Source organism: Mycobacterium riyadhense, assembly GCF_963853645.1.
Taxonomy (GTDB): domain Bacteria; phylum Actinomycetota; class Actinomycetes; order Mycobacteriales; family Mycobacteriaceae; genus Mycobacterium; species Mycobacterium riyadhense.
The window spans coordinates 2,717,694-2,734,101 of the sequence record NZ_OY970456.1 but is presented as its reverse complement, the minus strand read 5'-3'; the positions used below and the strand labels follow the sequence as shown (position 1 = coordinate 2,734,101).

10 protein-coding genes are annotated in these 16,408 nt (G+C 65.4%); all 10 read right to left on the bottom strand.

The genetic code is table 11. From position 1 onward, the window contains the following. Positions 1-17: 17 nt before the first annotated feature. Positions 18-6,446, bottom strand: coding sequence for a type I polyketide synthase (locus AADZ78_RS12320; RefSeq protein WP_085249719.1), 6,429 nt, complete (start codon positions 6,444-6,446; stop codon positions 18-20). 11 nt (positions 6,447-6,457) lie between these two features. Continuing rightward, positions 6,458-7,519: a type III polyketide synthase gene (locus AADZ78_RS12315; protein WP_085249730.1), complete on the bottom strand. Its 1,062-nt coding sequence runs from the start codon at positions 7,517-7,519 to the stop codon at positions 6,458-6,460. A 112-nt stretch (positions 7,520-7,631) separates the two neighbouring features. Next, entirely contained in the window at positions 7,632-9,044 is a 1,413-nt protein-coding gene (gene argH / locus AADZ78_RS12310) for an argininosuccinate lyase (protein WP_085249720.1), read from the bottom strand. 79 nt (positions 9,045-9,123) lie between these two features. Next, on the bottom strand, positions 9,124-10,320 hold the full coding sequence (locus tag AADZ78_RS12305; RefSeq protein ID WP_085249721.1) for an argininosuccinate synthase: 1,197 nt from the start codon (positions 10,318-10,320) through the stop codon (positions 9,124-9,126). A 12-nt stretch (positions 10,321-10,332) separates the two neighbouring features. Continuing rightward, the gene (locus AADZ78_RS12300) at positions 10,333-10,848 is read right to left on the bottom strand and encodes an arginine repressor (RefSeq protein WP_085249731.1); all 516 of its coding nucleotides are present in this window, start codon (positions 10,846-10,848) and stop codon (positions 10,333-10,335) included. Further along, positions 10,845-11,771 carry an ornithine carbamoyltransferase gene (gene argF, locus AADZ78_RS12295; protein ID WP_085249722.1) on the bottom strand — a complete coding sequence of 309 codons (927 nt, stop codon included), beginning with the start codon at positions 11,769-11,771 and terminating at the stop codon, positions 10,845-10,847. Before argF ends, AADZ78_RS12300 begins: the two co-directional genes overlap by 4 nt. After that, complete coding sequence (locus tag AADZ78_RS12290) at positions 11,768-12,958, bottom strand: acetylornithine transaminase (protein ID WP_085249723.1); 1,191 nt, start codon at positions 12,956-12,958, stop codon at positions 11,768-11,770. Before AADZ78_RS12290 ends, argF begins: the two co-directional genes overlap by 4 nt. Beyond that, a complete protein-coding gene (gene argB / locus AADZ78_RS12285; RefSeq protein WP_085249724.1) occupies positions 12,955-13,836 on the bottom strand; it encodes an acetylglutamate kinase in 882 nt (293 codons plus the stop codon). Before argB ends, AADZ78_RS12290 begins: the two co-directional genes overlap by 4 nt. Then, the gene (gene argJ / locus AADZ78_RS12280; protein ID WP_372510625.1) at positions 13,833-15,104 is read right to left on the bottom strand and encodes a bifunctional glutamate N-acetyltransferase/amino-acid acetyltransferase ArgJ; all 1,272 of its coding nucleotides are present in this window, start codon (positions 15,102-15,104) and stop codon (positions 13,833-13,835) included. Before argJ ends, argB begins: the two co-directional genes overlap by 4 nt. Next, positions 15,101-16,144 (bottom strand): N-acetyl-gamma-glutamyl-phosphate reductase, encoded by a 1,044-nt coding sequence (argC, locus tag AADZ78_RS12275; RefSeq protein WP_085249726.1) that lies wholly within the window; start codon positions 16,142-16,144, stop codon positions 15,101-15,103. The genes argJ and argC overlap by 4 nt, the downstream gene beginning before the upstream one ends. Between the last annotated feature and the right edge of the window lie 264 nt (positions 16,145-16,408).

The window sequence follows — 16,408 nt, the reverse complement described above, 5'->3', positions numbered from 1 at the left end:
TCCTTGTCGGGATGGCCTTAGGGGCCGAGTTCTTCGTCAAGGATGGCGAAGAGTTGGCTTTCCGTGGCGTTGGTGATGTCGTCGTCGGGGGGTGGGACGCTGAGGCTGGTCAGCAGGGTTTCCAGACGGCTGCTCAGCTGTGTCTTGTCGTCCTGGCTCCAGTCGGGTCGGTTGAGCAACGTCTCTAGTTCATGGGTGATTTCGTTGAAGCGGGCCAAGGGGCTTGGCTCGTTGCCGGCGGATGTGACGGTGTTGAGTCGGATGGCTAGGTGTTCGGCCAGATCGGCGGGGGTGGGGTAATCGAAGATGAGGGTGGGCGGCAAGGCGAGCCCCGTCGCCGTCTTGAGCCGATTGCGAAGTTCCACGGCGGTCAACGAATCGAACCCGAGGTCCTGAAAAGCGCGGTGGGCGTTGATGTCTGCGATGCTGGAGCGCCCCAATACCATTGCCGCATTGCTGCAGACCAATTCGCTCAGTTCTCGGCGACGCTGCTCAGTGGTTAATCCGTTGAGCCGCTGCGCCAATCCCGATATCGACGCTGCGGTGTCGGTCTCGTCGATGACTCGGCGGACCGGATGGCTTACCAACCCGCTCAAAAGCGGGGGCACCTCGGCCCCAGCGAGCGCGGCGGGATCCAGCCGGGCGGCCACCAGCACCGGGCGATCGGCTAGCAGCGCGGTGTCTAGTAAGCCCAACGCCGCCTCGGTCGATAGCGCAGCGAGTCCGATGCGATTCATCCGGGCGCGATCCCGCTCGCCCAAGTGTTGGGTCATCGCCGAAGCGTGCTCCCACAGTCCCCATGCCACCGACAGCCCCGGCAGTCCCCGTGACCGTCGATAGGCCGCAAGCCCATCCAAGAACGCGTTCGCCGCCGCGTAATTGCCCTGGCCCGCGGTTCCCACGATTCCCGCCATCGACGAAAACATCACGAATGCCGATACATCCTGATCCGCGGTGAGCTCATGCAAGTTCCACGCCCCATCGACCTTGGCCCGCAACACCGTATCCACCTGCTCGGCTGTCAACCCCGTAATCACCGCATCGTCGAGCACCCCCGCCGCGTGGAACACCCCCTTGAGCGGATACCGCGGATCCAGACCGGCCAACAACGCCGCCACCGCCTCACGATCGGCCACATCACAGGCCACCACCGTCACCTGAGCCCCAGCGTCGTGCAGCCGGGCCACCAACTGTGCCGTCCCAGTGGCCCGCTCACCACTACGACTGGCCAACACGACATTGGCCACGCCATAGCGTTCCACCAGATGAGCGGCCACCGTCGAACCGACCATTCCGGTACCACCGGTGATCAGCACAGTGCCCCCGGCCAGCTCAGCACCGGCCCCACTGAGTGCCTCATGACCGCGCCCTTCCGAGCCTGCGGGTAGGGTCAGCACAACCTTTCCAACGTGACGGGCCTGACTGACGAACCGATATGCCGCCGAGGCACACCGCACATCAAAGGTCTTGACCGGCAACGGCGTCAACGCGCCGACCGCCAACAACCGCACCACTTCGGCAAGCATTGCCGCGATACGCTCGGGGCCCGCCTCGATGAGGTCGAACGCCCGATACTGCACCCGTCCATACCGCTCGGCCACTATCCGCGGGTCGCGAAGATCGGTCTTGCCCATTTCAATAAAGCGCCCACCCGGCGCCAACAACCGCAGCGACGCGTCGGTGAACTCACCAGCCAACGAGTTGAGCACGACATCCACCCCACGACCGCCGGTGGCCGCACGAAACTTCTCCTCAAAGTCCAGGCTGCGCGAATCGGCGATGTGATCGTCGTCAAAACCCATGGACCGCAGGGTGTCCCACTTAGCACGGCTGGCTGTTGCGAATACCTCCAAATCCAGGTGCCGGGCCAATTGCACGGCCGCCATCCCGACCCCACCGGTGCCGGCGTGCACCAACACCTTCTCCCCGGCCGCCGCGCCGGCCAACACTGACAACCCGTAATACGCCGTCAAGAACACTACCGGGACGCCGGCGGCCGTCACCAACGACCAGCCCGCCGGCACCGCAGTCAACAACCGCGCATCCACTACCGCCTCGGCGCCCACCACACCCAACAAACCCATCACCGCGTCGCCGACAGCCAACCCCTGCACGCCGGGACCAACCTCCACGACCACCCCTGCGCCCTCGGCGCCCAACTCCCCGCCGCCGGGATACATCCCCAAGGCCACCAGCACATCCCGGAAATTCACCCCCACAGCAGCCACAGCGACACGCACCTGCCCAGCCGCCAACTCCGCTCGCCCAACCGGCGCCACCACCAAATCCTCCAACGTGCCCCCGCCCCCGACGGCGAGTTGCCACCCCACCGACCCCGATGGCAAGTCCAACACCGATCCCGCACCCACCGGCGCCAACCGAGCCGCGTGCACCACACCGCCACGAACCATCAAAACCGGCTCACCACACGCGACTACGTCTGCAACGTCCACCGACCCATCGGAATCAACCAGGACCACCCGACCCGGATGCTCAGCCTGAGCCGCACGCACCAACCCCCAAACCGCCGCACCCACCAAGTCCGTGACATCCTCGCCAATCAAGCCCACCGCCCCCCGTGTTACCACCACCAACACTGCGTCCTCAGCACCCCTCAACCACGACCGCAACTCCCCCAACGCTGCGTGCACGCCCGCATGGACCGAGCCCGTGAGATCATCATCGTCGGGGTCGCCTCGGACACCGGGCTCGCCCACCACCAGCTTCTGGCGACCAACATGGCTGGTGCTCAACGACATTGGTAACCAAGCGATCTCCAGGAGCACCCCACCGCCAGAGCCGGCACCACCACCCGCCGCGGCCACCGCCGCCGACAGCGCATGCGCCGAGACCGGACGAAGCACCAACTCCCGTACCGATAACACCGGCAACCCGTCCGTGTCGGCTAACTCCACCGACACCGCCCCCGCACCCAGCGGCGCCAACCTCACCCGTACCCGTGTCGCTCCCGCCGCATGCAAACACACTCCCTGCCACGAAAACGGCAGCACCGTATGATCACCACCCTCAACAACCGCCCACGCATGCAGGGCCGCATCCAGTAACACCGGATGAATCCCGAACCCCCCAACCATCACCCCCTCTGGAAGGCCCACCTCAGCGAAAACCTCACGCCCCCGGCGCCACAACGCGCGTAAACCCTGGAACGACGGCCCGTATCCATATCCCAGCCCGCCCAATACCTCATACACATCACCGGTACCGACCGCCTGCGCTCCCACCGGTGGCCACACCGACAGATCCGTGGTCGACGCCCTGAACGCCTTTGACGCCCCGTTCAACACGCCCTGGGCATGCAAGACCCACACCGAATCTGCCGCCATACCATGCGAATACACCGACACCGCCCGGCGGCCAGACTCACCCGCGTCTCCCACCAGCACCTGTACCCGCATCCCACCCGCCGGTGGCAACACCAACGGAGCCAACAAGGTCAACTCCTCCACCACCCCGCATCCGACCGCGTCACCGGCCCGGATTGCCAACTCCACGAACCCCGCCCCTGGAAACAACACCACCCCGCCCACCGCATGATCGGCCAACCAGGGCTGAGCGGTCATCGATAGTTGACCCGTCAACACCACTCCACCGGCATCAGGCCGCTCCAGCACCGCGCCCAACAACGGATGGCTGACCCCCACCAAACCGATGCCGCTCACATCGCCACTGTCAAGACCCAACGGCCCCAACCAAAACCGACGGCGCACAAACCCATACGTCGGCAGCTCCACCCGCTGGGCGCCCAGTCCCGCAAAGGCTGCGGACCAATCCACACCCACACCCGCAACGTGGGCCTGCCCCACCGACAACCAAAACCGGTCGAGCCCACCGTCATCACGGCCCACCGACGGCACGATGATCGGTTCAACGGCACCGCGCCGACCGGCGTCTGCCAGGGTTTCTTCGATACCGGCGATCAACACCGGGTGCGGGCTGGATTCGATGAACACCTGGCATCCGTCGTCGAACGCGCTGCGGACAGCCTGCTCCAGCCGCACGGTCTGCCGGATACTTCGATACCAGTACTCGGCGTTCAAACCGGCAGTGTCGATCGGTTTGCCGCCGACCGTCGAGTAGAACGCCACCGGAACGGTCCGGGGATCGATGCCATCCAGCGCCGCAACAAGGTCCGCACGGATCGCCTCCACCTGAGGTGAGTGTGACGCGTAATCGACCTCGATCCTTCGCGCACGGATGCCGTCAACCTCGCACCGCTGTATCAATTCCTCGATGGCCTCGCCCTCGCCGGCCACTACGACTGCCGAAACACCGTTGATCGCAGCGATATTCAGTCGCTGGCCCCATGAAGCCAGCAGCTGCTGGGCTTGCTGTTGCCCGCAGGCGAGTGAAGCCATGCCGCCGGCGCCCGACAACTGCAGCAACAGCCGGCTGCGTAGCGCCACCACCTTTGCGGCGTCTTCCAACGACAACGCCCCGGCCACATACGCCGCCGCGATCTCGCCCTGCGAATGCCCGATCACCGCATCCGGCATCACACCCATCGAGCGCCATAGTGCGGCCAGCGACACCATGACCGCCCACAGCGCCGGCTGCACCACATCCACTCGATCCAGCCCCGGCGCGCCTGGCGTGCCACGCAAGACGTCGATCAACGACCAATCCACGTATTCAGCAAGGGCTTTCCCGCAGCGGTGCAACTGATCGGCGAATACGGTCGAATCATTAAGTAATCGAACCCCCATACCCAGCCACTGGGATCCTTGCCCCGGGAACACGAAGACCGTCTTGCCCACGGGCCGGGCCCTTCCCACGACCACGCCCGATCCCGGTTCACCGGATGCCAAGCCGGCGAGTCGACCCATCAACTCCCTGCGATCGCCGCCGACGACCACCGCGCGGTGTTCGAACACTGACCGCGTCGATGCCAGCGACCACCCCACATCCAACGCGCGCACGCCCTCATCTGCCCCGACCCACGCCAGCAGCCGCTCCGCCTGATGACCCAATGCCTGCGCCGACCGCGCAGATACCACCCACGGAACCACCGCTACCCGTCGATTACCTTCGGCGACAGGTCGTTCCACTGGTGGCGCCTGCTCGACAATGACATGTGCATTCGTGCCGCTGATCCCAAACGACGACACCCCAGCCCGCCGCGGCCGACCGTGCACCTCCCAGGCGCGCGATTCGGTCAACAGCGAGACCGCACCCGCCGACCAATCCACGTGGGGCGTAGGCACATCCACGTGCAACGTCTTAGGCATCACCCCGTGGCGCATCGCCAATACCATCTTGATTACCCCGGCCACCCCCGCAGCCGCGGACGTGTGACCCATGTTCGATTTGATCGAGCCCAACCAGAGGGGCTCGGTACGTTCCTGTCCGTACGTCGCTAAAATCGCTTGCGCCTCAATGGGATCCCCCAGCGTTGTTCCGGTCCCATGCCCTTCGACCAGATCCACGTCCGTCACACCCAACCGCGCATTGGCCAGCGCCGCGCGAATCACCCGCTGCTGTGATGGCCCATTCGGCGTGGCCAGCCCGTTGGAGGCGCCGTCCTGATTCACCGCCGATCCGCGCACCACCGCCAGCACCGGATGCCCCAGCCGCTGCGCATCGGCCAGCCGCTCGACCACGAGAGCACCGGCGCCTTCCGAAAATGCGGTGCCGTCGGCGGCACCCGCATACGCTTTGCACCGGCCGTCGGCAGACAGCGCCCGCTGCCGGCTGAATTCGATAAACATTGCCGGGGTGGCCATTACCGTTACCCCACCGACCAGCGCCAGATCACACTCCCCGGAACGCAGCGATTGCACAGCCAAATGCAGCGCTACCAACGACGACGAACACGCCGTATCCACCGAGACCGCGGGGCCCTCTAGTCCCAGCACATACGACACCCGACCCGACGCAACGCTCAACGTCGAACCGCGCAACCCGTAGCGCTCCAGGTCCCCAGGAACCCGGCCCTGGCCCCCATACGATCCGTGGAACACCCCGGCGAACACGCCCGTCGACGAACCGCGCAGTCGCAGCGGGTCAATCCCGGCGCGCTCCAACGCCTCCCACGACACTTCCAGCAACAGCCGCTGCTGGGGATCCATCGCCAGTACCTCGCTGGGCGCAATGCCGAAGAACTCGGCGTCAAAACCGGCCACGTCCGTCAAGAAGCCGCCGTACCGCGTGTACGACTTGCCAACTGCATCGGGATCCGGATCGAACAAACCCGCCAAATCCCAGCCACGATCCGTGGGAAATTCCGAGACCACATCACGGCCGTCGGCCACCATTTCCCACAACGCCTCGGGTGACTCCGCCCCACCCGGATACCGGCAAGCCATTCCCACCACCGCGACCGGCTCGGTGATCAGAGACAGATAATCGCGGTTCTCTCGCTTGAGTCGCTCGTTTTCCTTGAGTGATTTGCGGAGGGCCTTGACGAGGTCTTCATAAGTGCTGTCCATGCGCGGCGAAATCAGTGCCAGCGCAGCAGTACCAGTTCGGAGCAGAAACCGGGCCCCATGGCAATCATTAAACCCGGGCTTCCGCTGGGCGGCGGCTTGGCGATGGTATCCCGCAGCACATGCAGCACTGACGCCGACGACAGGTTGCCGATTTCGCCCAATGAACGCCACGTAAGCTCCAGGGCCTCCGGCGGCAGCTTGAGGCACTCGGTGATCGCGTTGATGATCTTGGGGCCCCCGGGGTGGGTCACCCAGGCGCCGATGTCGGTCGTGGTCATGCCGTGCGCGGCCAGGAACGTGGTGACGTCGTTGGCCAGATATTGCTCGACAACCTCGGCCAGATCCTTGGCCAGGACGAGCTCGAATCCGGCGGAGCCGACGTCGTAACCCATGGTGCGCAGCGAGTCGGGGTAGAGATGGCTGCGCGAATCGATGATGTCCGGCCCGGCCGCACCGACCTCCCGGGCACGACGCTCACCGACGGCAACCACGGCGGCGGCGCCGTCAGCAAACAACGCGCTGCCAACCAAACCCGCGAGAGACGGCTTATATCCGGGATAGGTGAGCGAGCAAAGCTCGACCGAGACCAGGGCCGCGATACCGTCGGCGGCGCCACGCAGGTAGTCGTGCAGTCGTGCCACCCCGGCCGCTCCGGCCACGCAGCCCAGGCCGAAAAGCGGCACCCGCCGCACATCGGCGCGCAGTCCCAGCCGGCCCGCGATCCGGGCGTCCAGCGACGGGACCGCAAGACCGGTCACGGTCGCGGTGATCAGCACGTCGAGGTCTTGGGGCTGCAGGCCGGCCTCGTCGAGCGCGCCGGCCAGCGCCTCCACGCCCAGGTCTACGGCCTTTTCGATGAATATCTTGTTGGCCTCGCTGAAGTCGGTCAGCTTCGGATACGTTTCCAGCGGCATGACCAGGTGGCGACTGTTGACTTTGGCGCTGACGTGCAGCTGCCGAACGATGTCTTCGTAACCCTCGAAATCCGGGATGCTGACGAATGAGTCGGTGAGCTCTCGCTGGGAATACCGATATGGCGGCAACGCACCGAATACACCTGCGATGACGCTCATTGGTCCCACCCCTTTGATACGGATCATCAGGCCACAAGGTTCAACCGGCAGTCAACCCGATCGCTTAGAGCTGCGAGTTTAGTCGGCCCGCAACTGACCGGCAAAGAAACGCTCAGCCCGTCAGGCGCTGCCGCAGCCGGTCGGCGGTGGCCAGCACCGCACTCAACTGCTTGGCGACTTGATCAGGCGCCGTGCCACCCCGGGAATCACGGGAGGCCACCGAGCCTTCGATCGTCAGCACGTCGCGCACCCGGGGCGTCAGCTCGGGACTGATGGCCGCCAGCTCGTCGTCGGTGAGCTCTTCGAGGCCGATCCCGCGCTCCTCGGCGGCGCGCACCGCCGCGCCGGCCGCCTCGTGAGCGGACCTGAATGGAACACCCTGCCGCACAAGCCATTCGGCGATGTCGGTGGCCAGCGTGTAGCCGGCCGGGGCCAGGGCCGCCATCCGTTCGACATGAAATGTCAGGCTGCCCACCAATCCAGCCATCGCCGGTAACAGCAGCTCCAGCTGGGCCACCGAGTCGAACACCGGCTCCTTGTCTTCCTGCAGGTCGCGGTTGTAGGCCAACGGCTGCGCCTTGAGTGTCGCAAGCAGCCCGGCGAGGTTTCCGATTAACCGCCCGGACTTGCCGCGAGCCAGCTCAGCGATGTCGGGGTTCTTCTTCTGCGGCATGATCGAGCTACCGGTGGACCACTCGTCGTGCAGGGTAACGTAACCGAATTCCGTCGAGCTCCAGATGATGATGTCCTCGGCGAGCCGCGACAGATCGACGGCGATCATGGCGAACACGAACGCGGCCTCGGCCGCGAAATCCCTGGCGGCGGTCGCGTCGACGGAATTGTCGGCCGCGGCATGGAAACCCAGGTCCGCGGCGATCGCGTCGGGATCCAGGCCCAGCGACGATCCGGCCAGCGCTCCCGAACCGTATGGGGACACCGCGGCGCGTTCGTCGAAGTCGACGATGCGATCCACGTCGCGCAACAGCGGGTGGGCGTGCGCGAGCAGATGATGTGCCAGCAGGATCGGCTGGGCGGACTGCAGGTGGGTCTTGCCGGGCATGATGGCCGTCGGGTGCGCGGCGGCCTGATCGGCCAGCGCCTTCACCACGTCGAGCGTGGCTGTGGCGATGCGGCGCACCGCGTCGCGAAGCCACATCCGGAACAGCGTCGCCACCTGGTCGTTGCGTGACCGGCCGGCCCTTAGGCGGCCACCCAGCTCCGGCCCGACCCGGTCGATCAGTCCGCGTTCCAGCGCGGCGTGCACGTCCTCGTCGGTGACCAGCGGGCCGAAGCTGCCGTCGGCGACGTCCTGTGCGAGGCTGTCCAGCCCTGTGAGCAGCCCGTCGCGCTGTTCTTCGGTGAGCAGCCCGGCCCGGAAGAGCACTTTCGCATGGGCCCGGGACGCGGTGATGTCGTAGGGCGCCAGCACCCAGTCGAACTGGGTGGACTTGCTGAGCGCGGCCAGCGCGTCCGACGGACCGCCCGCGAACCGGCCGCCCCACAGCGACCCCTCGTTGGTGCTCACCTTCTTGTGCCGAGCAGACGCAAAAGCGCCCTTGCGCCCTGAGTTTCGGGGACTTTTGTGTCTGCTCGCCGGGAAACCGTCACCGCAGATCCCGGCGGGCGGCGAGCTTGGACGACAGGCCGTGCACGTAAACGAACCCTTTCGCGGCCGACTGATCGAAGCTGTCGCCCTCGTCGTAGGTGGCCAAGTTGAAGTCGTAGAGCGACTCGGCGCTGCGTCGACCGTTGACCGCGACGTGGCCGCCGTGCAGCACCAGTCGGACCTCGCCGGAAACGTGCTCCTGGGTCTTGGCGACGAAACTCTCCAGCGCGGCCTTCAGCGGCGAATACCACAGACCGTCGTACACCAGTTCGGCCCAGCGCTGGTCGGTCTGACGCTTGAACCGGCCCAGATCGCGCTCCAACGTGACGTGTTCGAGCTCGGTATGCGCGGTGATGAGCACCATCGCCCCGGGCGCCTCGTAGATCTCGCGGCTCTTGATGCCCACCAGCCGGTCCTCGACCACGTCGAGACGCCCGACCCCCTGCGCCCCGGCGCGGCGGTTGAGTTCCTCGATGGCCTGCAGCATCGACACCGCGTTGCCGTCGATCGACACGGGCACGCCTGTTTCGAAGCCGACGATCACTTCGTCGGGGGTGTTCCAGTTGACGGTGGGATCCTCGGTGTAGGCGTAGATGTCCTTGGTGGGGGCGTTCCACAGGTGTTCCAAGAACCCGGTTTCCACCGCGCGGCCCCACACGTTCTGGTCGATCGAAAATGGTGAGCGCTTGGTGACATTGATCGGGATGGCGTTTTCTTCGGCGAATGCGATCGCTTTCTCCCGCGTCCACGCATAGTCACGAACCGGCGCCAGCACTTCCAAATCCGGTGCGAGCGAGGCAAATCCGACTTCGAAACGGACCTGGTCGTTGCCCTTTCCGGTGCAGCCGTGCGCGACGATTTTTCCGCCATGCTCACGCGCGGCCGCGACCAGGTGCTTGGCGATCAGCGGCCGGCTGATGGCCGACACCAGCGGGTAGCGGTCCATATACAGCGCGTTGTTGAGGACAGTGGGCAGGCAGTACCCCTCGGCGAACTCATCTCGGGCATCGACGACGACAGCTTCGACGGCACCGCAGTCCAGCGCTCGCTGACGCACGACCTCCATGTCCTCGCCGCCCTGGCCGAGATCAATTGCCACCGCCACGACCTCGCGGCCGGTCTCCTTGCCTATCCAGCTGATCGCCACCGAGGTGTCCAGACCGCCGGAATACGCCAGGATGACGCGCTCTGACATGAACCAATCTCCTTACTGACTGTTCTCGAACATGCCGGCGAGTTCCGCGCCGGTCATCGGCTCGCGGGCGACCACAAGGATGGTGTCATCACCGGCGATGGTGCCGACGACGTGGGGCAGGGCAGCGCGGTCGATGGCGCTGGCCAGGTAGTGCGCCGCGCCGGGTGGTGTGCGCAACACCGCAAGGTTGCCGCTAGCGTCGGTCGACACGAGCAACTCACCAAGCAGTCGCGACATGCGCTCGGTTCCCCCCGCTACTCCGCGTACCGGGCTACCGTCCTCGGGCACGATGTAGACGCCGGTACCGCCGTCGGCGCCACGCAACTTCACCGCGCCGAGTTCTTCGAGATCGCGCGACAGCGTGGCCTGAGTGACTTCGATGCCCTCGGTGGCCAGCAACGCGGCCAGCTCGCTTTGGCTGCGCACCTCGGCCGACGACAGGATCGCCACGATGCGGGCTTGGCGGCCAGCCCGATTAACGGTGACGTCGGGCCCCTGAACGGCTCGGGCCTTGGCTTCGCCCGTCATCGCGACCGCTCCAGCAGCCACACCAGCAGCGCTTTCTGCGCGTGCAGCCGGTTTTCGGCCTCGTCCCACACCACGCTGGCCGGTCCGTCCATCACCTCGTCGGTGATCTCGTCTCCCCGATGAGCCGGAAGACAATGCAGCACAATGGCTTCCGGGTCAGCCAGGTTGAGGAGTCGCTCGTTGACCTGGAACGACCGGAAGGGCCTGACCCGGTCCAGCCCATCGTTCTCCTGGCCCATCGATGTCCAGGTATCGGTCACCAGCACATCAGCGCCGACGGCGGCCGCGTTGGCGTCGGTGGTGATCTTTACCGAAGCGCCGGTCCCCTGGGCACGCCGCTCGGCCGCGGCGAGCACCTTCGGATCGGGCGTAAAGCCTTCTGGCGCGGCAACGGTCACGTGCACGCCCGCGGTAACCCCGCCGAGCATGAGCGAGTGGGCCATGTTGTTGGCACCGTCTCCGAAGTAGGACAGTCGCGCGCCTTTCAGTGCCCCCTTACGTTCGGCGATGGTCTGGAGATCGGCCAGCACCTGACAAGGGTGGAACTCGTCGGAGAGGGCGTTGACGACCGGAACCGTCGCGGTGGACGCCATTGCGGCGAGCCGCTCCTGGCCAAAAGTCCGCCAGACGATGGCATCAACATAGCGGGACAACACTTTTGCAGTGTCCTGCAGAGTTTCGTCCCGTCCCAGCTGGGTGCTACGTCCGTCGACGACAACAGCGTGACCTCCGAGCTGCGCGATGCCCACCTCGAAGGAGAATCGGGTACGGGTGGAGTTCTTGTCGAAAATAACCGCCACTCCGCGCGGACCGCCAAGGGGACGCCGGCCGAACGGGTCCTTTTTCAGTTCGGCGGCCAGCTCCAGGACCTCGGCTTGTTCTTGCGGCGAGAGATCGTCGTCGCGCAGGAAATGCCGTATCACCTTGCCTCCCCGGCCCTGTCGAGAATGCCCGGCAGGGCGGCGACGAAGCCGTCCAGCTGAGGCTCTGTGATGATCAGCGGCGGCGCCAGCCGAATGACGTTGGGCGCGGCTGCATTTACCAGGTAGCCCGCGCGGCGGGCGGCTTCCTCGGCACCCTTGGCAGCTGGTGCCGTCAGTACAATTCCTTGCAGTAATCCCCTGCCACGGACATGGTCGATCAGCGGGTGGCCGAGCGATTCGACGCCGTGCCTTAGCGATTTGCCCAGCACCTCGGCGCGGCGGACTAGATCGTCGGCGGCCAACACCTGCAGCACCGCCAGCGCCGCCGCGGTACATACCGGATTTCCGCCGAATGTGCTGCCGTGCAAACCGGGAGTCAGTAGCTCCGCAGCTGGCCCCACGGCCAGGCACGCCCCGATCGGCAGGCCACCGCCGAGTCCCTTGGCCAGCGTCACCACGTCCGGTGTGATGCCGTCGTGCTGGTGCGCGTAAAAGGCTCCGGTGCGGCCCATTCCGGTTTGCACTTCGTCGAGGACTAGTAGGGCGCCGTATCGTGCGGTGATCTCACGGGCGGCCACCAGGTAGCCCTCGGGAGGGACCACGACTCCACTCTCCCCCATGATCGGTTCGAGAAATACTGCGGCAGTGTCGTTATCGACCGCGGCACTCAGTGCGTCGGCATCGCCATACGGAATATGTGTGACATAGCCGGGCAGCGGCTCGAATGGCGCCTGTTTGGCGGGCTGGCCTGTCAAAGCGAGCGATCCCATCGTGCGGCCGTGAAAAGCTTCTTGTGCAGCAACCAGTTTCGTCCGTCCGGTAAGCCGCGACAACTTGAACGCCACCTCGTTGGCCTCGGTGCCAGAGTTGCAGAAGAACACTCGCGCTTGGGTTTCGGCCCCCAGCAGGGCTACCAGCTCCTCGGCCAGAGTGATCCCCGGTTCGGTGGCATACAAGTTCGAGGTGTGTCCAAGCGTCGACATCTGGTGCATGACGGCCTCGATGACGGCCGGATGCCGATGGCCCAGTACATTGACGGCAATGCCGCCGAGTAGGTCAACGTAGGCCTTGCCGTCCACGTCGGTGATGACCGCGCCGTCACCGCTGGCCAGCGCCATCGGTGGAGTTCCGTAATTGTTCATCATCACTGCTTGCCATCTGGCCTGCATCGTGTCGGTGTTGGTCATGCAGATACCACCTTGGTGCCGGTGCCCTCATTGGTGAACAGCTCCACCAACACGCAGTGTTTGACCCGCCCGTCGATCACGTGCGCGCTGGGTACGCCACCTGTGACCGCCCGTAGACACGCTTCGATTTTGGGGATCATGCCGGCCTCCAGTGTGGGCAGCAGTTGCGCCAACGTGGCCGTATCGATTTCGCTGACCAACGAAGCGCGGTCCGGCCAGCTGGTGTACAGACCCTCCACATCGGTGAGCATCAACAGCTTTTCGGCTCCCAGGGCTTCGGCCAGGGCCGCCGCAGCGGTGTCGGCGTTGATGTTATGCACCACGCCGTCGATATCCGGGGCTAGCGTCGATACCACCGGAATCCGCCGCGCCGCAATGAGATCCAGAACGGCTGCGGCATTGACTTGGTCAACGTCACCGACCAAGCCGATGTCGGTGGCGACGCCGTCAACGGTGACGCTGCGCCGTACCGCGGTGAACAGTTGTGCGTCTTCGCCGGTGATTCCGACGGCGTAGGGTCCGTGCGCGTTGATCAGGTTGACCAGTTCGCGGCCCACCTGTCCGAACAGCACCATCCGCGCCACGTCAAGCACTTCCGGTGTGGTGACCCGAAATCCGCCTTTGAAGTCACCTTCGACGCCAAGCCGCCGCAGCATCGTGGTGATTTGTGGTCCGCCGCCGTGGACGACCACTGGGTGGATACCGCAGTTGCGCAGGAACGCCATGTCCGCGGCGAACGCCTGCCGCAGGGTGTCATCGGTCATCGCGTTGCCGCCGTATTTGATGACAACGATCCTGCCATGCAGCTGCTTGAGCCAAGGCAGGGCTTCAGCCAGCACCTGCGCCTTGATCTCGGTGGGCAACGCTTCCACGCTCATGAGCTATAGGCCGAGTTCTCTTCGACGTAGGCGTGCGACAGGTCGGTGGTGCGGATCGCGGCCCGGCCGTCGCCGACAGCGAGGTCGACGGTGATGTCAATGTCTGGGGCCGACAGGTCCACCTCACGCGCACCCGGGGCCCCCACACCGTCGATGCACACCGCAGACCCGTTGAACGACACGCTAATTCGGTTCGGATCAAGGGCTATTGGGGCCATGCCGACGGCTGCAAGTACCCGGCCCCAGTTGGGGTCAGACCCGAATACCGCGGTCTTGACCAGGCTGTCGCGTGCGACTACCCGAGCGGCAATCAGGGCATCGTCGTCGGTGGCGGCCCGAGTCACAGTCACGGTGACGCGCTTGGTGACGCCCTCGGCGTCAGCTTGTAGCTGTATACACAGATCGTCGCAGACCTTGAGCACTGCATCGTTGAGATCTGTTTGGGTAGGGGTGATTTCACTGGCTCCCGAAGCAAGAACCAGGACGGTGTCGTTGGTGGAGCAACTGCCGTCAATGTCGAGGCGATCGAAGGTGCGGGCAGTGGCCCGACGCAACGCTTGCTCGAGCGCTGGCGGTTCGGCAACCGCGTCGGTGGTGAGCACACACAGCATGGTGGCCAATGAGGGCGCCAGCATACCTGCTCCTTTGGCCATCCCGCCGACGGTCCAATTGTTTTGGTGGTGCAGTGCAACCTGTTTGGCCACGGTGTCGGTGGTCATGATGGCGTGGGCGGCGTCATCTCCACCGGTTAGCCCACCGTGCATCTCGTGCACGATGTCGCGAACGCCGTTGAGTACCTTGTCCATGGGTAGCCGGTCGCCGATCAGGCCGGTGGAACAGACGGCGACCTCGATGGCCCCGGTCTCAGTCCCCCAATCCGACAACGCGGCCGCTACCGCCTCCGCGGTAGCGTGAGTGTCCTGAAAGCCCGCCGGCCCCGTGCAAGCGTTGGCGCCGCCGGAGTTGAGGATCACTGCGCGAAGCTGCCCGGTGGTCAGTACTTGCTGAGTCCAAAGCACCGGCGCCGCTTTGACTTTATTGCGGGTGAGCACTCCGGCGGCCGCGTAGTCCGGGCCCTCATTGAACACCAGTGCCAGGTCCGGCGCACCGGATGCCTTGATCCCAGCTGCGATGCCGGCGGCGCGAAAGCCCGCCGGTGCGGTAACGCCTTGGGCGCGTACCAGCCTTGTTGCATCGATCACTCCGCCCGTTTGGAGCCACTCCTCAATCCCGGCTGCGCCGGCATCATCGTCCTCGGCGCGGGTCACGGCGCCACCCCCAGCACCGACAGGCCGTGGGTCTCGGGCCATCCCAGTGCCAGGTTCATCGATTGCACCGCGGCGCCGCCCGTGCCCTTGACCAGATTGTCGATCGCCGCGATCGCGACAAACGTCTCTGCGTCGTCGTCGACGGCTACGGCGATGTGCGCGGCGTTGCTGCCGATCACCGCTCCGGTACGGGGCAGCTGCCCATCGGGCATCAGATAGATGAAAGGTTCGGCCTGGTAGGCCTTTTCGTAGGCAGCTCGCAGCTGCGACAGCGGGGCGCGGGTGCGTGCGGTGCAGGTCGCCAAGATGCCGCGTGAGGTCGGGATGAGCACCGGTGTGAACGACACCGTGACATCGCGATCGGTTACCGTCCGCAGCCCTTGCGCGATCTCGGGAGTGTGCCGGTGGGCACCGGCGATGTTGTAAGCCCGCGCCGACCCGATGACCTCCGACCCCAGCAATTCGGTCTTGGCCGAGCGACCGGCACCGGAGGTGCCGCTGACGGCGACCACAGTGACCGCGGCCTCGACGAGATCCTCGGCCACGGCGGGTACTAACGCTAGTAGCGCCGCGGTCGGATAGCAGCCGGGCACTGCGACGCGGCGCGCTGCTTGTAACCGCTTCCGCGCGCCGGGCAACTCGGGCAGCCCGTACGGCCAACTGCCGGCGTGGGGCGATCCGTAGAAGCGCTCCCACATCGCGGGGTCCGTCAAGCGGAAGTCCGCACCGCAGTCGATGATCAGGGTCTGCGTGCCAAGTTGCTCGGCCAGCACAGCCGAATGCCCGTGCGGCAGAGCCAAGAAGACAACATCGTGGTCTTTGAACACATCTGGCTCGGTGGGTTCGAGTATCCGTTGGGCCAACGGCGTCAGGTGTGGATGATGCTCACCGAGCCCGCTGCCCGCACTGGCTGCGGCGGTCAGCGCACCGATTATCAGCCGGCCATCCAGATACGCCGGATGGCCCAGCAGCAGCCGTAGGATCTCACCGCCCGCGTATCCACTGGCACCTGCAACCGCTACCTTTGTCGGATCGGCCATTTCGCTGATTCTGCATGATTATACAGTTGTTTGCAAATCCATTCGTAGCCGGTTCAGCGCTACCGCCAGTTCGGGCCTAGCTCGGGCAATCGCGGTTCTACGCGCACGCATGCGGGCCTACGACTGGAGCAGTTGCTCTTTCGCGCAGCCGAATTCGGGGGGTGGATCGTACCGCTCGATCGCCCGAAATGCCTGCGTATTGGGAAAAAACATTTATTGAAATTGTCGGTTTAGCCAGGCCCGCAACGGGGCACCAATTGGGCA

Excerpts from the sequence above, each read along its gene's own strand:
- AADZ78_RS12315 (WP_085249730.1), bottom strand. The coding sequence starts at position 7,519 with ATGAGCGTCATCGCAGGTGTATTCGGTGCGTTGCCGCCATATCGGTAT.
- AADZ78_RS12290 (WP_085249723.1), bottom strand. The coding sequence starts at position 12,958 with ATGACCAACACCGACACGATGCAGGCCAGATGGCAAGCAGTGATGATG.
- AADZ78_RS12320 (WP_085249719.1), bottom strand. The coding sequence starts at position 6,446 with ATGGACAGCACTTATGAAGACCTCGTCAAGGCCCTCCGCAAATCACTC.
- argC (WP_085249726.1), bottom strand. The coding sequence starts at position 16,144 with ATGGCCGATCCGACAAAGGTAGCGGTTGCAGGTGCCAGTGGATACGCG.
- argB (WP_085249724.1), bottom strand. The coding sequence starts at position 13,836 with ATGAGCGTGGAAGCGTTGCCCACCGAGATCAAGGCGCAGGTGCTGGCT.
- AADZ78_RS12300 (WP_085249731.1), bottom strand. The coding sequence starts at position 10,848 with ATGACGGGCGAAGCCAAGGCCCGAGCCGTTCAGGGGCCCGACGTCACC.
- AADZ78_RS12305 (WP_085249721.1), bottom strand. The coding sequence starts at position 10,320 with ATGTCAGAGCGCGTCATCCTGGCGTATTCCGGCGGTCTGGACACCTCG.